The organism is Parvimonas sp. M20 (genome assembly GCF_035282425.1).
Taxonomy (GTDB): domain Bacteria; phylum Bacillota; class Clostridia; order Tissierellales; family Peptoniphilaceae; genus Parvimonas.
Map to the genome: position 1 here is coordinate 100,776 of NZ_JAYKBQ010000001.1, position 24,734 is coordinate 125,509.

Below are 24,734 nucleotides of genomic sequence, written 5' to 3' on the forward strand. Positions count from 1 at the left end.
AAGAGAATATTATAATATTTTTGTAAAAAAGTCAATATATAGATGAGGTTAAAATTATTTAATTTATTAATATACAATGTTTTTATAGTAATTTAAATTTATTTTTTTTAAAGTCTATGATTCCTTCTTTTTTTAATTTTCCAAGTTCTCTTGAAAGATTACTTCTGTCTAGTGCAAGGTAGTCTGCCATTTCATTTCTATTTAGATTTATTTCAAAGTTGTTATCTATTGATAGTAACTTTTTTTGAGTTGCAAGATATTCTAAAATTTTTTCTCTAGTAGTTCTCTTTGATAGTATTTGTAATTTTTTATTTAAAATTAAATTTTTTGTAGAGATTATATTTAAAAGATTATTTAAAATTTTTTGATAATATAGAGATTTTGATAGACTTTTATATTCAATCCATACAATAGATGAATCTGTTAGAGAAATTACTTCATGGGGGATTTGAATTTCTAATGAAACCAAAGCCTCGGCAAAGGAATCTTCTTTTTCAAAAACATTTAAAATATTTCTATTTCCAAAGTAGTCGAAATTTGATAAAGCTATTTTTCCATTTGTAATTATTCCAAAATATTCTATTTTTGTATTTTCAGCGAGTATAATATCATTTTTTTTATAATTTTTTTCGTAAAAAGATACTACTGAAAATATTTCTATTATTTCGTCTATTGAAAAGTCCTTAAATATCGGACATTCTTTTATTATTTCAAAGTTATTCAAGTTGACCTCCTAAAATTTATTAACTATATTTTAGAACTTTTTTTTACATTTTTCAAGATATTTTGTTTATAATTTATGAAAAATTTTTATTGTGGTGAGAAGAAAGTGATAAAGTTTAAAGAAATTTGTTATACATTCTAAAAAACTTTGTAAAAAATATTGCAATAAATTTGAATAGGTGTTATAATACTTAAAACGAGATTACGTTTTTTAATTTTACATATTAATACAAATAGTTGAAAACAAAAATGGTAGGAGGTTTATTATGTTGGATGAAAAAATTTCTGTTGCAGTTATAAAACGTTTACCTAAGTATTATAGATATCTAGAACTTATTGGGGATAAGGGAATTATTAGAGTATCTTCTCAAGAACTAAGTAAAATTACTGGCTTGACTGCATCACAAATTAGACAAGATTTGAATCACTTTGGCGCATTTGGTCAACAAGGGTATGGATACAATGTAGAAGAGTTAAAAATTGAATTAGAAAAAATTATGGGGGTTGATAAACCTTATAATGTAGCTATTGTTGGTTTTGGTAATATTGGTAGTGCATTGTTAAACTATAGCGGTTTTAAAAAGAAAGGTTTTAAGGTTGTAGGAATTTTTGACAATTCACCAGAGATTATTGGAAGCAAACAAAATGATGTCGTTGTAAAAGATATCTCAGAATTAGAAGAAGTTGTTACTAGAGAAAAAGTTGATATTGCAATTTTAGCAATTCCTGCAATACCTGCACAAGAAATTACTGATAAATTAGTTGCTTGTGGGATAAAAGGAATTTGGAATTTTGCTCCAATTGATTTAAAATTACCAAGAAATGTTGTTCTTGAAAATGTTCATTTAGACGGAAGTCTTTTGACTCTTACATATTATATGAATAGCTTAAAAGATTATCCTGGTGTAAGATAAATCTATAGTATATCAAGGTGTATTTAAAAAACCTTGATTTTTTTTTGTTTTATGCTATAATTGGAATAAGTTTTATTAAAGGGTATAACTTTTTGCAGATAAATTGAGTTAAAAGTTATTACAATTTTTCAATATTGCTAAACTGTCTTATGAAAGGCTTAAGATATATGAATTATATTAATGGAATTTTAGAAAAATATGGCCTGAATATAGATGAACTTTTAATTTTAATAGTTTCATTTACTGTATTTTTACCATTTTATTTTTTAGTTTTTTCATTTAATGCTCTATTTTTTTATTTATTGGTTAGTGGAAAAATTATTCCTGTTTTAAAAGAAACTCCTTATGTTAAAAATATTTTGGTATTTACAGGGCTTATATTTTGTGTATCAATTATTAAACAAAATTTATATGGTATAGGAGTATCAATAATTATATTTGAATTTTCTATATTTTTTATGTATTATAGATCCGTTATTAATAGAAAGCTATTTTCAAGAATTATAAATTTATATATGATTGTTTCGATATTTTGTTTTATTTTAACGATTCTTTCAGTTTTATATAAAAAATTCAGTATGAATTTAAAAATGTATGAGTTTATTGAATATATGGCTCTACATAGACCGATTTCATCATTTTTCAATACGAATTATTATGCAACAATCTGTGAGTTTATAATTATAATTGCGATGTATTACTTTTTATCTAATAAAAATAAAAATAATAGATTGTATTTTTTGTGTGTAAGTACACTTGCATTTATCGTTTTATTTTTAACTGAAAACAGAACAGCCTTGCCGACAATACTAATTGCAACACTGGTGCTTTCCTTAACAAAAAACAATAAGAAGGTATTTGCATTTTTGGGAGTATTTACTATTGTTATAGTTGTTCTTATGATATTTTCAAATAGAATTTTTCCTAGATATGAATTTATAGGGAATTCTTTAGGAACTAGAAAAATTATTTGGGAAAATTCAATAAAATTATTTAAAGATACTTTTTTATTTGGAAGTGGACCTATGGCTTATCAAAACACAAGTTGGGTTACACATCCAGCAAATCATGCCCATAATATTTTGCTTGACTTACTAATTAATTTTGGTATTATAGGAAATTTTATAATTCTTCCTCTTTTTATAGGAATATTTAAGAAAGTTTACAGCATAAGAAAAAGAAACTTGTTTAGACTAATTGTTTCTTTAACTGTTGTTGTAATTTTACATGGAATGTTGGATGTTACAATACTTTGGCATCAAACTGCTTATATTTATTTTAGTGTTTTACTAGCAGTTGGAAAGGTTAGTACTTTTGAATCCAAGTTCTTTTTCTAAAAGGGTGTTTTATGGTTATTTTAAGTATTAACGGCTTAACGAAGTCGTTTTTGAATGAAAATATATTAGAAAATTTGACTTTTTCAATTTCTGATAGAGATAAAGTTGGAATTGTAGGAGATAATGGTAGTGGAAAAACTACACTATTTAATCTTTTGACTAAAGAATTATCCGTTGATAGTGGAGAAATAAATTTTGCAAAAAATGTAAATTTTTCTATATTAAGACAAAATATTTCTTATAAGAGTGATAATAATGTTTATGAGGAATGTTTAGAAGTTTTTAAAGATATTATACAACTTGAAAAAGAAATTAGAGAATTAGAAGTTGAAATGGGAAATCAAAATTTAAGTGAAGAAGAAATTCATAAACTTTTTGATATATATGAGAATAAAAGACATTATTTTGAAGAGAATAATGGATATTCGTATAATTCAAAAGTTAGAGGAGTTTTGTTTGGACTTGGCTTTTTAGAGGAGGACTTTTCTAAATCAGTTAATAATTTGAGTGGTGGACAAAAAAGTAGATTACATTTGGCAAAAATTTTGCTTAAACCGTCAAATTTAATTTTATTGGATGAACCAACAAACCACTTAGATATAGAATCAATCCAGTTTTTGGAGTCTTATCTTAGAGAATATAAAGGAAGTTGTCTTATAATTTCTCATGATAGATATTTTTTAAATGCTGTTTGTAATAGGATTTTTTCAATAGAAAATAAGAAATTAAAAAGTTTTAATTGTGGTTATGATGAATATATTTCAAGACGTGAAAAAGACTTTGAAATTAATAGACATCTTTATGAAAAACAACAAAAAGAGATTTCTAGGCAGAAAGAAATTATTCAAAGATTTGAAAACTATGGAAATAATAGATTTATAAAGCAGGCTAGTTCAAGACGTAAGCTTCTTGATAAAATTGATTTGATTGAAAACCCTGAAATTTATAAAAATTCTATGAAATTAAAACTTGTTCCAGAAGTTGAATCTGGGAAAGATGTTTTGACAATTTCAGACTTATCAATGGGTTTTAATGACAAAATTTTATTTGATAATATAAATTTAAATATTTATAAGGGAGATAAGATTGGTCTTGTTGGAAAGAATGGAGTTGGTAAGACAACTTTATTTAAAATAATTTGTAATAATCTAGAGGCTATAAAAGGAAGTTGTGATTTAGGTGCTAGAGTATCGGTAGGTTATTATGATCAGGAACAAAAAACTCTGAGTAATCAAAATTCTGTTATGGATGAATTTTGGGATGCATATCCAAAGATGAATAATTTTGAAGTTAGAAGTCATCTTGCAAAGTTTAATTTTTATGATGAAGATTTATTTAAGTCTGTTGGAGAATTAAGTGGTGGAGAAAGAGCAAGACTTGAGCTTTTAAAACTTATGTTATCCAAATCCAATTTTTTACTTTTAGACGAACCGACTAATCATTTAGATATTGAAAGTAAAGAGGTTTTGGAAAAGGCAATTGTAGATTATTCTGGAACTGTTCTTACCATTTCTCATGATAGGTATTTTTTAAATAAGGTGGTAAATAAAATTTGGTATTTGGAAGATGGTAAAATAACTGAGTTCTATGGAAATTATGATTATTTTTTAGAAAAGTTAAACGAAAAAGATGAAGTGGAAGAAAAGATAATTTCAAAAACTGAAATTGAGAAAGAGAAAAAGAAAAAAAGAGAAGTAGAAAGACAAGAAAGAGCAAAAAAACAAAAATTAAAGGAAATTGAAAATAAAATTTTTGAAATTGAAGAGAAAATTGAAATTTGTAACAAAGATATTCAAAATCCGGAAATTTTTAATGATAAAGATAAATTTTTAGAGATTAGTCAAGATTTATCTGAGTTGATAAAAGAAAAAGAAAATTTATATTTAGAATGGGAAAATTACTTGTAGGAGAATAGTATGAATAATGTTAATCCGTTAGAAAATGTTCAAAAGATTTTAAAGAAATCTTGTGAATTATTAAATTTAGATGATAGTTTATATGACCTTTTAAAAGAGCCTGAAAGAACTATAGAAATAAATATCCCTGTTAAGATGGATAATGGAAAAGTTAGAATTTTTAAAGGTTATCGTTCACAACATTGTGATGTTATGGGATCATATAAAGGTGGGATTAGATTTCATCCTAGTGTAAATGTTGATGAAGTTAAAGCTTTATCTATTTGGATGAGTTTAAAATGTTCTGCAACTCATCTTCCTTTTGGTGGAGGAAAAGGTGGGATAATTGTGGATGTAAATGAATTATCCGAAAATGAACTTGAAAGACTTTCAAGAGGATATGTAAAAGAATTGTATAAATATATTGGAGATAGATTTGATATTCCAGCTCCGGATGTAAATACTAATGAAAGAGTTATGGCTTGGATGTTAGATGAGTATATAAAATTAACCGGAAACAATACTCTTGCAACTTTTACAGGGAAAGCATTAGGTTTTGGTGGTTCTTATGGGAGAAAAGAAGCAACAGGAGTAGGAGTTGCTGTAATGACAAGAGAAGCTCTTAAAAAAATGGGGATAAATATAAGAGAATCACAAATTGCTATTCAAGGCTTTGGAAATGTAGGGTCTAATACAGCAAAACATTTAGAAAGAATGGGTGGAAATATTTTATCAATTTCAGAATATGATAAAGAAAAAGGCGTTTATACAATCTATAATAAAAATGGTTTTAATGTTTCAGAATTAATTGATCATTTTTCAAAAAATCATACATTATATGATTTTGAAGGTGCTAAACATATTTCTATTGATCAGTTCTATTCTTTAGATGTAGATGTAATTATTCCATGTGCTTTGGAAAATTCTATTACTGAAGAAGAGGCTCAAAAAATAAGAGCTAAATTAATTGTTGAAGGAGCGAACGGTCCAGTAAATTATCTAGCAGATAGAATTTTAATACAAAAAAATGTTGTAGTTATTCCAGATATTTTGGCAAATTCAGGTGGAGTTATTGCTTCATATTTCGAGTGGGTTCAAAATATATCCGGTATTGATATGACTGAAGATGATGTTTTGAATAAAGTAGAATATAAAATGTTGCTTGCATATAATGAAATAATAAAAATACAAAATCAATATGGTGTAACAATGAGACTTGCTTCTTATATTTATTCTGTTTTAAGACTTAACAAAATACTAAAGTTGAGATCAAGAATTTAATTTTTAAAATAATTTTGCTTTGGTACTTGACATTAATTAAAAAATATTCTATTATATTAGTGTGAGTCGGACAAAGATATAATTAAATAAATAAAAAATTTAGTAAATTGGTTTTTTTTTTCTCTATTTAGAGGTAAAAAGAAGACCAATTTTTTTATAGGAGGAAATTATGAGCAGAATTGAAGATTTTGGAAAATTTACTTTTAACAAAAGTGCAATGAAAAGAAAACTGCCATATCCGATATATTTAAAGTGGAAAAATGCAATTAGAAAGGAAGAATTGTTGGATAAAGACAGTGCTGATATAATTGCACATGCAATGAAAGAGTGGGCGATTGAAAAGGGCGCGACACATTATTGTCACTGGTTTCAACCATTGAATGGTAATACAGCAAAAAAACATGAGAGTTTCATAAGTAAATCAAATGAAAATTTGCCTATAGTTAGATTTTCAGGAGAAGAACTTTTAAAGAGTGAACCCGATGCTTCGTCTTTTCCAAATGGTGGAATGAGATCTACATTTGAAGCTAGAGGTTATACATATTGGGATTGTACTGCTAATGCTTTTATAATGGACAATATTTTATATATTCCTTCAATTTTTGTTTCCTTTGATGGAATAAGTTTGGATAAAAAAGCTCCTCTTTTAAAAAGTATGGACTTTTTATCAAAACAAGCTACAGATTTATATAATTTATTTTCAGATGAAAAGATTTTTAGAGTTAGAATTAAAGTTGGTTTAGAGCAAGAGTTTTTCTTAATTGATAGGAAATTTTATGAACAAAGAGTTGACCTTATAAATACAGGAAGAACATTAATTGGAGAAATGCCACCTAAGGATCAAGAGCTATTACAACATTATTTTGGTTCGATTCCTAAAAGGGTTATGAATTATTATAATAGTATTAATAAAAAATTAGAGGAATTGGGAATAAATTCAAAGACTGAACATAATGAGGTGGCTCCGGGACAGTTTGAAGTTGCAATTTTATATGATACGGTAAATGTTTCAGTAGATAACAATCAAATTGTCATGGAAGTTTTAAGAAATACGGCTTATGAGCATGATTTAGTTTGTTTATTACATGAAAAGCCTTTTAAAAATGTTAATGGAAGTGGTAAACATAATAATTGGTCTTTAGTTACAAATTATGGTAAAAATTTACTAAATTTACCAAAAGATGATAATGAAATAGATAGGTTAATTTTTGCAATTTTTATGGTTGCTACAGTTTCTGCCGTAAATAAATATTCTTCACTACTTAGGGTGTCATCTTCTAGTGTTAGAAATGATTTAAGGCTTGGTGGAGATGAAGCTCCGCCGTCAATAGTATCTGTATATTTAGGAAATGAAATTGAAAATGTCTTATACGATATTTTAGAAATGGAAGTTAAAAATTCTATTAAATTAAATGATTTTAATATCAGTAATTTGGAATTTGCACCTAGAGATACTGATGATAGAAATAGAACATCGCCATTTGCTTATACAGGTGGAAAATTTGAATTTAGAATGTTAGGATCAATGCAAAGTGCGGCAGATTGTAATATAATTTTAAATACAATTGTAGGATCAGAGCTTAAAAATATTTTGGAAAAAGTTGAGAATATTAAAGATAAGACTGGGAGAATTTCTGCTTGTAAAAATATTTTAAAAGAAATTTTTATTGAAAGTGAAAGAATTTTATTTTCTGGAGATAATTATTCAAAAGAATGGATTGAAGAGGCAGAAAAAAGAGGGTTAAAAAATAATAGAACGTATTTAGATGCTTTGTTATATGCTAAGGAAAGTAAAGAATATGAAGTTCTTTTGAAAAATGATATTTTAAATGATTTAGAATTGGGTGCTGTTTATGATGTTTGTATTCAAGATATTAAAAATACTTATATGTTAGAGATGAAAACATTGGTTAATATGATTAATAAAGATGTTATTCCATCTTGTATAAAAGAACTTAACTTTGAAATGATTTTAAATGAGAAAATAAAAAATGCAAAGCTTAATGAAAGAGTAAACAAACTAAATAATTTACTTGAAGGATTATTTGTTAAACTTGAAAAATTTAAAGAGTTTGAAAAAACAGTTATAAGTAAAAAAGGAATTGATGGAGTAATTAGTTTACATAAATTCGTTCCAAAAAATTTGGAAGAAATTAGGAAAATCAGTGATGAAATTGAATCAAATGTTTCAAGAGAAAATTGGGATATACCAACTTATGAAGAAATGTTTAGAGTATTAAATTAGGAGGATATGATGAGTAAATTTATTTTCATTACAGGAGGAGTTGTTTCTGGAATAGGTAAAGGAATATGTGGAGCAAGTTTGGGAAGACTTTTAAAGGATAGAGGATTTAGTGTTTTTATGCAAAAATTTGATCCTTATATTAATGTTGACCCGGGTACTATGAGTCCTTATCAACATGGAGAAGTTTTTGTAACAAAAGATGGTGCAGAAACTGATTTGGATTTAGGACATTACGAAAGGTTTATTGATGAAGAACTTACTCAAAGAAGTAATGTTACTACAGGACGAATTTATAGTGAAGTAATTCAAAAAGAACGTAGAGGAGATTATAACGGTTCAACAGTTCAAGTTATTCCTCATATCACTGATAGAATTAAGGGATATGTTTATAAGGCTGCTGAAGAGAGTAAAGCTGATATAATAATAACTGAAATAGGAGGAACTGTAGGAGACATTGAATCACTTCCTTTTATAGAAGCTATTAGACAAATTCATGCTGAAAACAAAAAAGAAGATGTTTTATTTATTCATATTACACTAGTTCCAACAATACCGGGGTCAGACGAATTAAAAACTAAGCCAACTCAACATTCTTTTAAAGAGCTTATGAGTCAAGGAATAAAGACAAATATAATTGTCGTTAGAAGTCCTGAGAAAATTTCTGATGAGATAAAAAATAAAATCAGTCTTTTCTGTGATGTTCCAAAGAGTGCAATTGTTCAATCTGAAAATGTTGATTTTATTTATGAAGTTCCTGTTAGATTACATGAACAAGGTTTAGATGATTATGTTTTACATAAACTTTGTCTGGAAGGAAAACCAATAATAAAGAATAATTGGAAAGAAATGGTTGATTCTTATCGAACAGTAAAAACAGAATTAGAAATTGGACTTGTTGGTAAGTATGTTCAGCTTCATGATGCTTACCTTTCTGTTTCCCAGGCCTTAATAGATGCAGGATATAAAAATGTTCATAAGATTAATATTCGTTGGATAAATTCTGAAGAAGTTACTGCAGAAAATTCTAAAGAAGTATTTAAAGGACTTGATGGAATTATAGTTCCAGGCGGTTTTGGAGGTAGAGGAATTGAAGGAATGATTGCTACAAGCAAATATGCAAGAGAAAATAACATTCCTTATTTTGGTATATGTCTTGGAATGCAAATTGCAATTATAGATATTGCTAGAAATGTTGCAAATCTTGAAGGAGCAGATTCAACTGAAAAAGATGATACTACAAAATATCCTGTTATAGATTTGATGGAAAATCAATTTGATGTTGAAAATATAGGGGGAACTTTAAGACTTGGAAATTATGATTGTGAACTTTTAAAGAATACTAAAGCTAGAGAACTTTATAATTCTGAAATTATTCAAGAAAGACATAGACATAGATATGAATTTAATAATAAATTTAGAAAAGAGCTTGAAAAAGCAGGCGTTATTTTTTCAGGCATAAATCCTGAACTTGACTTGGTTGAAATTATCGAATACACTGGTAGCGATTATTTTGTAGCTTGTCAATTCCATCCGGAATTTAAATCAAGACCAAATAAAGTTCATCCGTTATTTGATGGATTTATAAAGGCATCTATAAAAAATAAAAATAAATAGTTAATATTAAATAAGAAACAGATTTATATTTGTTTCTTATTTTTTATGGAAATAAATTTTATAAAATGATATAATTTAGTTGGAAAATTATTAAATACAATTTTTAGGAGGTAAAAATGGGATTATTCGATATAGTTAAAAAAGCTCTAACGGGAGCAAGTGATGAAGATAATAGAAAGAACAAGGCTAGAATGCGTGAAATTTTTAATTCTTGTGTTCCAAATGGTGATGAATATAAATTAATATATTGTCATATGCAAAATTATACTAATGCAGTTATTGTAGAAGTTACCAAACATAGCAATTTTATTGTAGGTTACAAGGAAGGCGAAGTTGTTATAATAAATGTAAATGCCACTTTGACAGAATATTCAGAACCAGAATTTTTTAATAAAGAAAATGGTTCAACTATAAAAACAGCTATTGGATATTGTATTGCTGATAAAGAAAATGTTCATTATCAATTTGAACCTATAACATATGAGCCGGGAATTGGAAAAGGTGCGAAGTATTCAGTTGCAATTACACAAAGTGGAGCAGAAGTATCAGAATTTCGTAAATTTTTCAAACGCGGATTGTAATTTAATATTTATTTTATAAACTTTTACGATTAAGATTTAATCTTAGTCGTTTTTTGATTGCAATGGACTAGGAATTGAAAATTGATATTCAAAATAATTGTAATAAAATACAAAAAATGTTAAAATTAGATTGAAATAAGTAATTGAAAAAATTTATTAGTGATTTGGAGAAATATATGTTATTAGTTATAGATGTTGGAAATACAAATATTGTTTTGGGAGTTTATGAAGGGTATTCACTAATTTGTGATTTTAGACTCAACACGATAAAAAATAAAACAAGTGATGAGTATGCGATGTCCATTACAGAGATATTACATGCTAATGATATTAAAAAAGCTGAAATTGATGATGTTGTTGTAGCATCTGTTGTTCCTGATGTTATGCATTCAATTGAAAATGCTATAAAAAAATATTTTAATTTAAAGCCTATAATTATTGATGATAATTGTGATTTAGGAATTAAAATAAATCATGATAATCCTAAAACTATAGGGGCAGATAGAATTGTAAATTCTGTTGCAGGAATAAAAAAATATGGAGTTCCTTTGATAATTATAGATATTGGGACAGCAATTACTTTTGATGTAGTTGATGAAAATTCGGTCTATCAAGGTGGAGCTATCATTCCAGGTATTGGAATTTCATCTGAAGCACTATTTTTAAAAACTGCAAAACTACCAAGAGTTGAACTTTATAAACCTGACAGGATTGTTGCTAAAAATACAATGGATAATATCAGAGTTGGTATGGTAATTGGTTATATTGGACTTATTGAAAAATTAATTGATGAAGTCGTAAAAGAGATGAATTTTGATGTTTCTAAGTTAAAAGTTGTTGCAACAGGTGGATATTCCAGTTTGATTTCTAAAGGTATAGATAAAATAGATATTATAGATAAAAAACTTACCCTCGATGGAATGCTTGAAATCTATAAGATGAAAAAGGGGTTATAATATGCTGGGCGGAGATATTTATTTAGCTCCACTTGCAGGAGTTAGTGATGTTGCATTTAGAATTTTAGCAAGTGAAATGGGAGCAAGTCTAACTTTTACAGAGATGGTTTCAATAAAGGGTTTATACTATGATAATGACAAAACTTCAATTATAACTTATATTGATAAAAGAGAAGGCCCTGTTGGATTACAAGTTTTTGGAAGTGATGAGAATATCATGGAAGAAATAATACAAACTAGATTCAATAAAAGAGATGATATTTATCAACTTGATTTGAATTTAGGATGCCCTGCTCCAAAAATTGTTAAAAATCACGAGGGAAGTTACTTGATGAAAGACCCTAAAAAGGTGAAGAGTATTGTTTCAGCTATGGTAAAAAATTCTAAAGTTCCTGTAAGTGTTAAAATCAGACTGGGTTTTGATGACAACAATAAAAATTTTTTAGAAGTTGCAGATGCTATTGTTGAAGCAGGAGCATATATGATTACATTACATGCTAGAACTAGAGAAATGTTTTATTCTGGGAAAGCTGATTGGAATTCTATAAAAATTTTGAAAAATCATGTTCCTATAAAAGTTGTGGGTAATGGAGATGTTTGTAGTGTGGAGGATTATGTTAGAATGAAAGAAGAAACAGGAGCTGACGCAGTTGCAATTGGAAGACATTCTCTTGGAAATCCATTTATTTTTAAACAAATTAAGGATTATAATTTAACTAAAAAATATTATTCTCCAACTTTGGAAGAGGTTATAGACACTATAAAAAGACATTATAAATTGGAGTTGGAATTTAAACCTGAAAGAATAGCTATAAGAGAGATGAGAAAAAATATTTTATGGTATTTGAAAGGTTTTAAAGATTCAAACAAAGTGAAAAATACTATAAATACTTTAACTGATATTGACGAAATTTTTTATGTATTAAATGAATATAAAAATAATTTTAATTAAATAGGAATATTTATTTTCACTGTGATTATTCTAGTGAGTCTTGGAGGATGTTATGAAAAAATTATTTAGAGTCTTATCATTTTTACTTATTTTTGTATTATTTTTAACTTCTTGTAAATCTGCAGTAAATGGAACTTATGAAGGAAAAGCTAGAGGCCATAATGGAGATGTTGTTATTGATGTAAGTTTTGAAAATAATAAAATAAAAAAAGTATCACTAAAAGAAAGTGTTGAAACGGAAGATGTAGGAAAACTTGCTATTGAAAAATTAATTGAAAAAGTTAATTCAGGAGATTTCAATTTAGATGAAGTAACAGGAGCGACTTATTCTTCAAAAGCTTTTATAAAGGCTCTTGCAGATGCAATAAAAAAATCCGGTCTTGACTATAAAAAAATTCTTAAAAACAATCCTACTATGAATGAAAAATTTGAAACGAAGGAAATGAATGTTGATGTAGTTGTTGTCGGTTCAGGTGGAGCGGGATTAATTGCAGCAATAAAAGCTAAACAAGCAGGAGCTAATGTTGTAATTTTAGAAAAATTGCCGTTAATAGGTGGGAATACTTTAATTTCCGGTGCTGAGTATTCAGCTCCAATGAATTGGTTGCAGGAAAAAGAAAATATAAAGGATAGTATTGATTTATTTAAAAAAGATGTCGAAAAAGCAGGAGGAGATAAGGAACTTATAGATGTTTTAGCCAATAATGCACTTGATGGTGCAAAATGGTTAAGAGATGATGTTAATGTTGAGTGGACTGATGAACTTATGTTTTTTGGAGGTCATTCAGTAAAGAGGTCTTTAATTCCTAAAGGACAATCCGGAAAAGAATTGATTAATAAATTACATGCAAAAGCTGAGGAGTTGGGAATAGAAATTTTAACAGAAACTAATGCTTTTGAGCTTATCACAAAGGATAATGCTGTTACAGGAGTTAAAGCTAAAATAAAGACTGGAGAATTGATTGTAAATGCAAAATCAGTAGTTTTAACAACAGGTGGTTTTGGAGCAAACAAAAAAATGCTTAACGATAATGATAAAGAAGTTGATGATAAAATTCTTTCAACAAATTCTGCAGGATCAACAGGTGATGGTATAAAAATGGCACAAGCTATTGGAGCTGATGTCATAGATTTAAATAAAATTCAGTTATATCCAGTTTGTGATGTTGAAACAGGTAAACTTTTATATACCGGAGATACAAGACTCGTTGGTGGTGCAATACTAGTAAATAAAGAAGGAAAAAGATTTGTAGAAGAGTTAGGGACTAGAAGAGAAATTTCAATGGGAATTAAGTCTCAAACAGATAATGTTGCATATCAAATATGGGACGAAGAATCCATGAAAAAATCAAATATTTTGCCTACTCATGAAGTTGAATATAACAATTTAATAGAAGGTAAAAAACTTTGCAAGGTGAATTCAATTGATGAAATGGCAGATTTTTTTGGAATAGATAAAGAAAATTTAAAAGCGACAATAAATAAATTTAATGAAGATTCTGAAAATGGAAAAGATACATTATTTAATCTTAGAAGATTAGGTTTTAAAATAGATAAAGCACCTTTCTATTGCTTAAAAGCTGTTCCTGCAGTTCATCATACAATGGGTGGACTTAAGATAAATAAAGACGCAAATGTATTGGATAAAAACGGAAAAATAATAAAGGGATTATATGCTGCAGGAGAAACTACTGGTGGTATTCATGGTAATAATAGACTTGGTTCTGTATCAATTGCAGATATAACAGTTTTTGGAATTATAGCAGGAACTAATGCAGCAAAAAACAAATAATTTATACACAAAAAAGGAGCTTAGCTCCTTTTTTAACATTTGTTTTTTAATTCATTGTAGAAAATTGAAGGGTCAACAGGTAGATTATTTCTTTCTTTTATTGTAAATAGGAGCAATCTTTTTTTCGCTCTTGTCATTGCAACATAGAACAATCTTCTTTCTTCTTCCAATAATTTTTCATCAAAAGAATTTAATACACTCTTTTGTGGAAATTCTCCATCAATTAGGTCAATGATAAATACATTATCATATTCTAAACCTTTTGCAGAATGTATTGTTGAAATTGATATATTTGAATTTGAACTTGATGCATTTTTAAGCAATTTCTTTAAATTGTCCAATTTTTCTATAAATTCATCAAAAGTTTTTAAATCTTTGGATAAATATTTTATCAAGTCAAAAATAAGATTATAATTTAGATTAGAAAAATCGTTGAAATTATCCAAATAATCTCCGTATCCTATCTCATAGAGAATACAGTCAATTTTATCTTCCATTTTCATCCTTTTTAATCTTTTAAAATCATTTCTTAAAGATGTAAATTTGTTTAGATAAAAATCATTTAACTCATCCAAGTCCAGCAAACTTTCCAAAACACATTGATTATATGGTTTATATTCCAATTTAGCAATGAAGTCCTTTTTTATATAGGCATTAAGTTTAAAATAAATTTTTTTAAAAACTTCCAAGTCGGATGTATCTTCTGAAAATAAAAGAATATCTTTTACATCATTTAAAATTCTATTTGAGTAAAAATCGAATTTATTCTCTTTTATAAAAAATTCTATATTATTATTTTTTAATATGTCCGCAACATATAGCGAAGATATATTATTTCGATATAAAACTCCAATAGTTTCATTAGGGTTTATTTCAAAAATTCTTTTCACCAATTCTCTGGCTTGAATAATGGAGTTTTTAACTTTAAAAAGCATTATCTGTGAATTTTCTTCAGTTGTGTGTTTAGAAGATTTTTCATATCTGATTTTATTTCCTTGAATTATTTTATTGCTTATTTTTATTATATTTTTAGTAGAACGAAAATTTTTATCCATAAAAAATATTTTAGAATTTGGATAAATATTTTTAAAATTTAATAAATTTTCAGGACTTGCACCTCTAAAACTATAGATTGATTGGTCATCATCTGCTACTATGAATACATTATTTTCTGGAAATACAATCTTTCTTATTATTTCAAATTGTAAAGTTGAAGTATCTTGTCCTTCATCAATTTGGAAAAATTTATATCTATTTTTTAAGGCTTTTAAAAGTTTTTTATCCGTTGAAATATATTCATTAGCCAAAATTAGCAAATCATTAAAATCCATAAAATTATTTTGAATTTTTATTTCATCATACAAATTATACAGTTTTAACATTAAAGAACGATTGGAAATAAAATGATTTTTTCTTATATATCCTTCAAAATCATACATTTTATTTTTTGTAAAATCGTAAATTGAAAAGAAATCATTGATTTCTTCATCAGATAGTTTTTTATAATTTTTTTGATAATAAATTCTTTTTAAAATTAAAATTCTATTGAATTCTTTATTTCCTTCAATCAAAGTTTTTTTGATATTTTTTAATTTCATATAATTTCTAACAATTTCATAACAAAAAGCGTGAATTGTTTTAAAAGTTATTTTTCCTCTAAATTCAGGGTTTTGAGCTAAAAATCGTCTTTCCATATCAATTCCTTGAGATTTACTGAAAGTTATTGAAATTATTTCACTTGGATCTATATTATGATTTTTAGTTAAATTTAAAATTCTATTTAATAATACAGTTGTTTTGCCAGAACCCGGAACTGCCAAAATCAGAGCAGGACCTTCAAAATGTTTAATGGCATCAAATTGTTGATTTGTAAAATTCATATAATCACCTTAGTATATTCTATCATAAAAATAATTCCTTTTAAAGCGTATTTATGGTAAAATATAGGTCGGAGGTTATTACATGGATAAACATTATATTCCTAACACTGAAGGTGTTATATTTGCAAATAAGAATAAATTTTCTTTTAGTATTGATTCGATTTTACTATCCTATTTTTCAAAAGTGAAAAAAGATAAGATATTGATTGATATTGGAGCAGGAACTGGAATAATAGGCTTTAGAATTAATTTTTTAAATAATTTAAAAACAGTATATCTCATAGAAATACAAAATGAAAATGCAGAACTTATTAATCATAGTATAGTTGAAAATAAGCTAAAAAATGTTATTCTTTTAAATAAAGATTTAAAATTGTGTTATAATGATTTTGATAATTCTTCAGTTGATTATATTGTTTCAAATCCTCCATATAAAAAAATGAACACAGGAATATTAAATGAAGATGAGAATTTTTTAATTTCAAGATATGAATATATGCTTAAACTCGAAGATATTTTAGATTTTTCGTATAAAAAACTTAAATCTGGTGGAAAAGTATTTTTGATTTACAGTATGGAACGTCTAGTAGATGTATTAAGCGAATCCAGAAAATATAGATTAGAAGCTAAAAGAATACAATTTATTTCTACAAATATTGAGAAAAAACCACATCTATTTATGGTTGAACTAGTTAAAAACGGTAATAGCAATTTATTTGTTGAAGATAATATTTATATTTATGATAAAAATGGAAAATATACCGATAAAATTAAGGAGATATATTATGGACAGAATTTCTAATATTTATTTTGTTCCAACACCTATAGGAAATATGAAAGACATTACACTTAGAGGATTGGAAGTTTTAGAAAAAAGTGATATAATTTACTGTGAAGACACAAGGAACAGTCTTAACTTATTAAAATATCATAACATAAATACTAAATTAATATCATACCATAAATTTAATGAGAGCGAGAGAGTTGAAGAAATAATCAGTAATATTGAAGGCGGAAAAATTGTTTCTGTAATTTCTGATGCTGGAATGCCGATAATTAATGATCCAGGTTTTGTGATTTTGCAGGAAATTATAAAAAGAGATATATCTTATGAAATCTTACCTGGAGCTTGTGCATTAATAAATGGAATTTGCGGTAGTGGATTTGATGCGACAAGTTTTGTTTATATGGGATTTGTTCCTAAAATGGACTCGGAACGTGAAAAATACTTTAAAAACTTTAAAAATATGAATGTTACAGGAATATTTTATGAAAGTCCACATAGACTTTTAAAAACATTAAAATTTTTATATTCCTTATTTGGAAATATAAATGTGTGCGTATGTAGAGAACTTACAAAACTTTTTGAAGAGTACAAAAGGGGAACTTTAGAAGAAATTATCTCTTATTATTCTGAAAAAGGGGTAAAAGGAGAGATAGTCCTTATAATAGAAAAAATATCTGAAGAAAAAGAAGCTATTGATATTGAAAAGGAAATATTAAGTTTAAAAAATAATGGATACAGTAATAAGGACGTTGTAAAAATGCTAAAAAATAATTTTAATATTTCAAAAAATGAAGCATATGAATTAGTATTGAATTTTGAAAATGAGGAGGAAAAATAAATGTCAGAACAATTATTAAAAGAAAAACAATATCATATTGATATGAAAGTGGGAGATGTAGGAAGATATGTAATTTTACCTGGAGATCCAAAAAGATGTAAACTAATTGCAAAATATTTTGAAGATGCAGTTTTAGTTGCTGATAATAGAGAATATGTAACATATACAGGATTTTTAGAAGGAGAAAAAGTTTCTGTAACAAGTACTGGAATTGGTGGAGCAAGTACATCAATAGCTGTTGAAGAATTGCATAAAATCGGTGCAGATACATTTATAAGAGTTGGGACTTGTGGTGGAATCGACTTAGAAGTTGAAGCTGGAGATTTGGTAGTAGCTACTGGAGCAATCAGAATGGAAGGAACTTCAAAAGAATATGCGCCAATAGAATTTCCTGCAGTTGCTGATTTTAATATCGTAAATGAGCTTTCAAATGCTTGTATTGAAACTAAACAAAAATATCATGTTGGAGTGGTTCAATGTAAAGATGCGTTCTATGGACAACATCAACCAGAAACTAAACCTGTAAGTTATGAATTATTAAATAAATGGGAAGCGTGGAAAAGACTTAACACTAAGGCAAGTGAAATGGAATCAGCAGCGCTTTTTGTAGTATCAAGTTATTTAAATACAAGAGCTGGTTCAATATTCTTAGTTGTAAACAATCAAGAAAGAGTAAAGCAAAATCTATCAAATAATGTAATAGAAGATACTGACAGAGCTATAAAAACAGCAATACATGCCCTTAGAAATTTAATAAAAAAAGATAGAGAAAACAGATAAAATTGATAGATTTTTTTAATGTAATAATTTGATTGTTTTATAAAAATAAAGTTTATAATAAATGGTCTAAATTGCTTGACAATTGATTTACTTTATGTTATCATCTTATGAGTAATATAATGTATAATTATGTTCAAATTTAGCTTTCAAGGAGGTGTTTCTATGAGAGATAAAGTTGTGTTGGCATGTACAGAATGTAAAAATAGGAATTACAATACTAAAAAGAACAAAAAAGTTACAACTAACAGGATTGAATTGAACAAGTATTGTAAGTTTTGTAAAAAACACACTCTTCACAGAGAAACAAAATAGTTAGAGATTGGAGGAGAGTAGTATGGTGGCAAAAACTACTGATCAAAAACAAAAGAAAACTAGCTTTATGCGTGGAGTTCGTCATGAATTTAAGAAAATAGTATGGCCTTCTAAAAAGAGTGTTTTTTATTATAGCCTTGCAGTAGTTACAATTTCTATAATTAGTTCAACTATGATTTGGGGATTGGATAATATTTTAAAAAGATTGTTAGGTTTAATTATCCATTAATTATTAAGGAGGGAAGGACTTTAGTCCGCTTATATGACAACAGAAGAATTAAAGGATATTAAAGAAAAAGAAGCCAAGTGGTATGTAGTACATACATACTCAGGACACGAAAACAAAGTAAAGGCTAATATCGAAAAGTTAGTTGTTAATCGTGGAAATGACATTGACATATTTGAAGTTGTTGTTCCAACGGTTAAAGAAGAAACAGAAACTGGAAAAATCAAAGAAAAGCAATTATTTCCTGGATATGTTTTAGTTAAAATGATAATAACAGATATTTCTTGGTATTTAGTTAGAAATACTAGAGGAGTAACTGGGTTTGTAGGTTCAGGTAACAAACCTGTACCGCTATCAGAAAAAGAAGTTGAAGCATTAGGTGTTTCATCAAAACCATATAATGATGTGGAAATTAACGAAGGAGATTCTATTACGATTATAGATGGAGCATTTAAAGATTTAACTGCTAAAGTAATAGAAGTATCTCATGAAAATGGTAAATTAAAAGCTTTCGTTTCTTTATTTGGAAGAGATACGCTTGCTGAATTAGATTTTAGTGACGTAATAAAAAATTAAATTTGAAAATAATTTGAAAAAGTATTCAAAACAGAGATATACGAGAGTGGGAGGGGTTTAGCACCCGAAAAACCACATTAGTTTTTAAGGAGGAACTATAAAATGGCTAAAAAAGTACAAGCATTAGTAAAATTACAAATTCCAGCAGGAAAGGCGACTCCTGCTCCACCAGTAGGTACTGCACTTGGACCTCATGGTGTAAATATAATGCAATTTACAAAAGAATTTAACGCAAAGACAGCTGACCAAGCCGGATTAATTATTCCGGTTGTATTGACTGTTTACCAAGATAGATCATTTACATTCATTACAAAGACTCCACCGGTACCAGTATTAATTAAGAAAAAATTAGGTATCGAATCAGGATCAAAAGTACCAAACAAGACTAAAGTAGGTAATTTAACTAAAGAACAAGTTAGAGAAATTGCAGAAATGAAAATGCCTGACTTGAATGCTGCCTCTATTGAAGCGGCTATAAGTATGGTTAAAGGTACTGCTAGAAGTATGGGAATAACTGTAGAAGAGTAATATTACGTGGGAGCAAAAAGCGAACACCACAAGGAGGATATAAATGAAAAAAGGTAAAAAATATTTAGAAAGTTTAAAATTAATAGATAAAACAAACTTATATGATTTAAAAGAAGCGTGTGAATTAGCTGTAAAAACTTCAACTGCAAAATTTGATGAAACAGTTGAATTACATGTTAAACTAGGTGTTGACTCAAGACATGCTGATCAACAAGTTAGAGGTACAGTAGTATTACCTCATGGAACTGGTAAAACTTTAAGAGTTTTAGTTTTATGTAAAGAAAATAAAGTTCAAGAAGCTAAAGATGCTGGAGCTGATTATGTTGGAGCAGACGATCTTGTTCAAAAAATTCAAACTGAAAACTGGTTTGATTTTGATGTTATAGTTGCAACTCCAGATATGATGGGTGTTGTAGGTAGAATCGGTAAAGTTTTAGGACCTAAAGGTTTAATGCCAAACCCTAAATCAGGAACAGTTACTTTTGACATTGCTAATGCTGTTAAAGAAATCAAAGCTGGTAAGGTTGAATATAGAGTTGATAAAGCAAACATCGTTCACTGTCCAGTAGGAAAAGTTTCTTTTGGAGCTGAAAAAATAGAAGAAAATTTAAGAACTATAATTACTGCTATTATAAAAGCTAAACCATCAGCTGCTAAAGGAAAATATTTAAAGTCAGTTTCTATTGCAACTACAATGGGACCTGGAATTAAATTAGCTTCTACTAAATTAGGAGAATAATTAATAATTTAGACACCGTAAAGGTGTCTTTTTTTATTGTAAAACAACATGGTTCCCGGGCACCCAGCTGATGTGAAGCATCGTGGAAGGGTGAGGTTCCTTTTAGATTATCTATATTTATAAAGATAATCTTTTTTTATTTATAATAAAAATCAATATTAAAAATATTGAAAAGCAATATTAAAAGTGTTATAATATTTTTAAACGACGAAGACGTCGTTTGTGTAAAAATACTTATTCAATTTATTTCTAATATTTTTCAGAAATATATTGAATATAGAATAAAATAGGAGGGTTTAATGGATATTTATAAGAAATTATTTAAGTATGTGCCTGATAAAAAGTATCTCGTTTATATTGGAATATTTATGAGTCTTATTTCGTCAGTGCTTTCAATTTTACCATATTGGTTTTTGTATAAATTTTTGAACGAATTTTTATTAAAGAAGGATTTTACTCAAGCAAAAAATTATGCAATTACTATTTTTGTAATTATGCTTGTTCAGTCCTTAATTTATTTTATTTCAGTAGGATTTACTCATTTATTTGCTTTTCGATTGGAAACAAATCTTAGAAAAGCAGGAATAAGTCATCTAATGAAGGCTTCATTTTCTTTTTTTGATGTTAATGAATCAGGGAGAATAAGAAAAATAATAGATGATAATGCTACTGATACTCATATGATAGTTGCACATTTAATTCCAGATATAACTGTTGCATTGATAACGCCAATACTTTTATTTGTAATAATGTTTTCTGTAGATATTTATTTAGGGATAGCAACTGTTATTTTAACTATATTATCTGCCATTTTTACTAAACTTATGTATGGTGATGTGAAATTTATGGAAAAATATAATAAAGCACTTGAAAGAGTTAATAGTGAGGCAGTTGAATATGTTAGAGGTATGCAAGTTTTAAAAATATTTAAAGCTTCAATATTTTCTTTTAAATCATTTTATGATTCTATTGTTGACTACTCTAGATGTGCTTATGAGTACAGTAAAAGCTGTAAACAGCCTTATGTTATATTTCAAATTATTCTGCTTGGGGCAGCCGCGTTTGTAACTCCATTTGCAATTATGCTTTCAAAGGGTGCAGAAAATAATGTGTCAATAATGATTAAATTAATTTTCTTTACATGCTTTATTGGAACTTTATTTGGTTGTTTTATGAGAATTATGTATGTAGGAATGCACCAATATATGGCAACACAAGCAGTAGAAAAATTAGAAAATCTTTTTACAGAAATGGAAGCGAATGATATTAAGTATGGAAATGATAAAGAGTTTTCTAGCTATGATATAGAATTTAGAAATGTTAGTTTTAAATATGATACTGCTAATATTTTGGAAAATTTAAGTTTTAGACTTGACGAAAATAAAACTTATGCTTTGGTTGGTTCATCAGGTGGTGGTAAATCAACCATCGCAAAATTAATTTCAGGATTTTATAAGATTGACGAGGGAGAGATTTTAATAGGAGGAAAAAATATTTCTACTTATTCAAGGGAAGCTCTTATGAATAATATTTCGTTTGTTTTTCAAAATTCAAAGCTTTTTAAAACTACAATTTTTGAAAATGTAAAGATAGGAAATGAAAATGCCAGTTATGAAGAAGTTATGAATGCTTTAAAATTAGCAAGATGTGGGGATATTTTAGATAAATTTGAAACTCGCGAAAATACTGTAATAGGATCAAAGGGGGTTCATCTTTCAGGCGGAGAAATACAGAGAATTGCAATTGCACGAGCAATTTTAAAAGATGCAAAGATTATAATTTTAGATGAGGCTTCAGCGGCATCTGACCCTGAAAATGAACATGAGATACAATTAGCTTTTTCTAATTTAATGAAAGATAAAACTGTAATTATGATTGCACATAGATTGAGTTCAATTAGAAATGTTGATGAAATATTGGTTGTTGATAATGGAAAAATTATTGAAAGAGGAACAGATAAAGAGCTTATGGAAATTGGTGGAAGATATAAATTTTTACAAGATTTATTCTCTCAAGCTAATGAATGGAGGATATAATTATGAAAATGCTTAAAAGAATGTTTCAATTAACTGATAAGGGAACTGCCGGAATCATAAAGGCATCAATAGCATCATTCTTTTCATATTGTAGTTTAATGATTCCAATGATTTTACTTATGTTTTTTATTCAAAATGTTATTGAAGGGAAAGAAAATACTATTTCTTTCTTTGTAATAGGAATATTAATTATGCTACTTATAATGTATATTCTTATGTCAATAGAATATGATTGCTTATATAATGAAACATATAAAGAAAGTGCAAATATTAGAATTGAAATAGCAGAGATTTTAAAAACTTTACCACTTTCATTTTTTTCAAAGCACGATGTTTCAGATTTATCTCAAACAATTATGAAGGATGTTGCGACTATTGAACATGCAATAAGTCATGCTATTCCAAAGGCTATAGGTCTAATATTTTATTTAATATTAATAGTATCTATGTTATTAATTTATAATTTTAAATTAGGACTTTGTATTTTAATTCCAATTGTTTTGTCAACTGGATGTATATTTCTATCAAAAAAAATGCAAGTTAATGGGAACAAAAAATATTATAATGTTATGAGAGGTATTTCGGAGGATTTTCAAGAATCCATTGAATTACAGCAAGAAATAAAAAGTTATGGACAAGTAGATAAAATTACTAAAAAAATATATGATGATATTGATTATTCAGAAAAAATTCATATAAAAGCTGAAGGTAAAATGGTATTTCCATTGAGTATTTCAACAAACATACAAAATTTAACTTTGGGAGCTACGATTTTATTTGGAACAGCTTTATATTTAAAGGGTGAGGCATCTATTCTTTATCTAATAGGTTATATAATGTGTGCTTCAAAGGTTATTGATGCTGTAAATGGAATGCTTTCAAATTTTGCAGAACTTATGTATTTGGATGGAAATTTACAAAGAATTAGAGAATTAAGAAGTACTAAAACCCAAACTGGAGAAGCTAAGGAACTTAAAAATTTTGATATAGAATTTAAAAATGTTGAATTTGGATATGGGGAAAATAAAGTAATTAATGATATTTCTTTTGTTGCAAAACAAGGTGAAGTTACAGCTTTAGTTGGACCATCAGGTTGTGGTAAAACAACAGTTTTAAGATTAATGTCAAGATTGTATGACTATGATAGTGGAAAAATAATAATAGACGGAAATGATATAAAAAGTATAGAAACAGAAAGTCTTTTTGAAAATATTTCAATAGTTTTTCAGGAAGTTACACTATTTAATACTTCAATTTTAGAAAATATTCGATTTGGAAATAAAAATGCAACCGATGAACAAGTCAAAGAAGCTGCAAGACTTGCTAATTGTGAAGAATTTATTGAAAAATTACCTGAAAAGTACGACACCTTAATTGGAGAAAATGGAAGTAAATTATCTGGTGGAGAAAGGCAAAGAATTTCTATTGCACGTGCATTTTTGAAGAATGCTCCAATAATTTTACTTGATGAAATTAGTGCAAGTCTTGATGTTGAAAATGAAATGAAAATACAAGAAAGCTTAAATAAGCTTATTAAAAATAAAACCGTATTGATAATTTCACATAGAATGAAATCTATAGAGAATGTAAATAAAATAATAGTAATGGAAAATGGAAAAATAGAATCCCAAGGAAATCACAATGAGCTTTTAGAAAAATCTAAGGTTTACAATACAATGGTTAAAAATTCTAATTTAGCTGAAAATTATAGTTATTAATATGAGTGCTGTTTTTACAGCACT

General features: G+C 27.2%; 22 protein-coding genes. 20 read left to right on the forward strand and 2 right to left on the reverse strand.

Features of this window, described 5'->3' with window-relative positions:
• Positions 1-82: 82 nt before the first annotated feature.
• Positions 83-724: a Crp/Fnr family transcriptional regulator gene (locus VJI93_RS00420; RefSeq protein WP_323998500.1), complete on the reverse strand. Its 642-nt coding sequence runs from the start codon at positions 722-724 to the stop codon at positions 83-85.
• Positions 725-989: 265 nt separating this feature from the next.
• Here VJI93_RS00420 and VJI93_RS00425 point away from each other — a divergent pair, with 265 nt between their 5' ends.
• The 10 genes from VJI93_RS00425 to VJI93_RS00470 all read left to right on the forward strand — a co-directional run bounded on the left by VJI93_RS00425 (position 990) and on the right by VJI93_RS00470 (position 14,290).
• A complete protein-coding gene (locus VJI93_RS00425; protein ID WP_323998501.1) occupies positions 990-1,637 on the forward strand; it encodes a redox-sensing transcriptional repressor Rex in 648 nt (215 codons plus the stop codon).
• Positions 1,638-1,786: 149 nt separating this feature from the next.
• Complete coding sequence (locus tag VJI93_RS00430) at positions 1,787-2,974, forward strand: O-antigen ligase family protein (RefSeq protein ID WP_324009199.1); 1,188 nt, start codon at positions 1,787-1,789, stop codon at positions 2,972-2,974.
• Positions 2,975-2,985: 11 nt separating this feature from the next.
• Positions 2,986-4,881 (forward strand): ABC-F family ATP-binding cassette domain-containing protein, encoded by a 1,896-nt coding sequence (locus VJI93_RS00435; protein WP_323998504.1) that lies wholly within the window; start codon positions 2,986-2,988, stop codon positions 4,879-4,881.
• Positions 4,882-4,890: 9 nt separating this feature from the next.
• Positions 4,891-6,150, forward strand: a complete 1,260-nt coding sequence (locus VJI93_RS00440) for a Glu/Leu/Phe/Val family dehydrogenase (protein ID WP_323998505.1) — start codon at positions 4,891-4,893, stop codon at positions 6,148-6,150.
• 169 nt (positions 6,151-6,319) lie between these two features.
• Positions 6,320-8,395, forward strand: a complete 2,076-nt coding sequence (locus tag VJI93_RS00445) for a glutamine synthetase III (RefSeq protein ID WP_323998507.1) — start codon at positions 6,320-6,322, stop codon at positions 8,393-8,395.
• Positions 8,396-8,404: 9 nt separating this feature from the next.
• On the forward strand, positions 8,405-10,009 hold the full coding sequence (locus VJI93_RS00450; protein WP_323998509.1) for a CTP synthase: 1,605 nt from the start codon (positions 8,405-8,407) through the stop codon (positions 10,007-10,009).
• Positions 10,010-10,125: 116 nt separating this feature from the next.
• Positions 10,126-10,590, forward strand: coding sequence for a hypothetical protein (locus VJI93_RS00455; protein ID WP_323998511.1), 465 nt, complete (start codon positions 10,126-10,128; stop codon positions 10,588-10,590).
• A gap of 176 nt (positions 10,591-10,766) precedes the next feature.
• A complete protein-coding gene (locus VJI93_RS00460; protein ID WP_323998513.1) occupies positions 10,767-11,546 on the forward strand; it encodes a type III pantothenate kinase in 780 nt (259 codons plus the stop codon).
• Between the two features lies 1 nt (position 11,547).
• Positions 11,548-12,498 carry a tRNA dihydrouridine synthase DusB gene (gene dusB / locus VJI93_RS00465; protein WP_323998516.1) on the forward strand — a complete coding sequence of 317 codons (951 nt, stop codon included), beginning with the start codon at positions 11,548-11,550 and terminating at the stop codon, positions 12,496-12,498.
• 52 nt (positions 12,499-12,550) lie between these two features.
• The gene (locus VJI93_RS00470; RefSeq protein WP_323998518.1) at positions 12,551-14,290 is read left to right on the forward strand and encodes a flavocytochrome c; all 1,740 of its coding nucleotides are present in this window, start codon (positions 12,551-12,553) and stop codon (positions 14,288-14,290) included.
• Positions 14,291-14,322: 32 nt separating this feature from the next.
• Here the strand turns inward: VJI93_RS00470 and VJI93_RS00475 are convergent, their stop codons facing one another.
• Positions 14,323-16,170, reverse strand: a complete 1,848-nt coding sequence (locus tag VJI93_RS00475) for an ATP-dependent helicase (protein WP_323998521.1) — start codon at positions 16,168-16,170, stop codon at positions 14,323-14,325.
• Positions 16,171-16,252: 82 nt separating this feature from the next.
• Between VJI93_RS00475 and VJI93_RS00480 the strand changes: the two genes are divergently transcribed.
• From VJI93_RS00480 to VJI93_RS00525, 10 genes are all read left to right on the forward strand, one after another.
• Positions 16,253-16,972, forward strand: a complete 720-nt coding sequence (locus tag VJI93_RS00480) for a tRNA1(Val) (adenine(37)-N6)-methyltransferase (RefSeq protein WP_323998524.1) — start codon at positions 16,253-16,255, stop codon at positions 16,970-16,972.
• Entirely contained in the window at positions 16,956-17,795 is an 840-nt protein-coding gene (gene rsmI / locus VJI93_RS00485; RefSeq protein WP_323998525.1) for a 16S rRNA (cytidine(1402)-2'-O)-methyltransferase, read from the forward strand. The genes VJI93_RS00480 and rsmI overlap by 17 nt, the downstream gene beginning before the upstream one ends.
• A complete protein-coding gene (gene udp, locus VJI93_RS00490) occupies positions 17,796-18,575 on the forward strand; it encodes a uridine phosphorylase (RefSeq protein ID WP_323998526.1) in 780 nt (259 codons plus the stop codon).
• Positions 18,576-18,737: 162 nt separating this feature from the next.
• On the forward strand, positions 18,738-18,887 hold the full coding sequence (gene rpmG, locus VJI93_RS00495; protein ID WP_009372623.1) for a 50S ribosomal protein L33: 150 nt from the start codon (positions 18,738-18,740) through the stop codon (positions 18,885-18,887).
• Between the two features lie 22 nt (positions 18,888-18,909).
• A complete protein-coding gene (gene secE / locus VJI93_RS00500) occupies positions 18,910-19,116 on the forward strand; it encodes a preprotein translocase subunit SecE (RefSeq protein ID WP_323998527.1) in 207 nt (68 codons plus the stop codon).
• Between the two features lie 33 nt (positions 19,117-19,149).
• A complete protein-coding gene (gene nusG / locus VJI93_RS00505; protein WP_323998528.1) occupies positions 19,150-19,689 on the forward strand; it encodes a transcription termination/antitermination protein NusG in 540 nt (179 codons plus the stop codon).
• A 102-nt stretch (positions 19,690-19,791) separates the two neighbouring features.
• Positions 19,792-20,217, forward strand: a complete 426-nt coding sequence (rplK, locus tag VJI93_RS00510; RefSeq protein ID WP_323998529.1) for a 50S ribosomal protein L11 — start codon at positions 19,792-19,794, stop codon at positions 20,215-20,217.
• A 43-nt stretch (positions 20,218-20,260) separates the two neighbouring features.
• A complete protein-coding gene (gene rplA / locus VJI93_RS00515) occupies positions 20,261-20,956 on the forward strand; it encodes a 50S ribosomal protein L1 (protein WP_323998530.1) in 696 nt (231 codons plus the stop codon).
• A gap of 299 nt (positions 20,957-21,255) precedes the next feature.
• Positions 21,256-22,992: an ABC transporter ATP-binding protein gene (locus tag VJI93_RS00520; RefSeq protein ID WP_323998531.1), complete on the forward strand. Its 1,737-nt coding sequence runs from the start codon at positions 21,256-21,258 to the stop codon at positions 22,990-22,992.
• Positions 22,992-24,710, forward strand: coding sequence for an ABC transporter ATP-binding protein (locus VJI93_RS00525; RefSeq protein WP_323998647.1), 1,719 nt, complete (start codon positions 22,992-22,994; stop codon positions 24,708-24,710). The genes VJI93_RS00520 and VJI93_RS00525 overlap by 1 nt, the downstream gene beginning before the upstream one ends.
• The last annotated feature ends 24 nt before the right edge of the window (positions 24,711-24,734 follow it).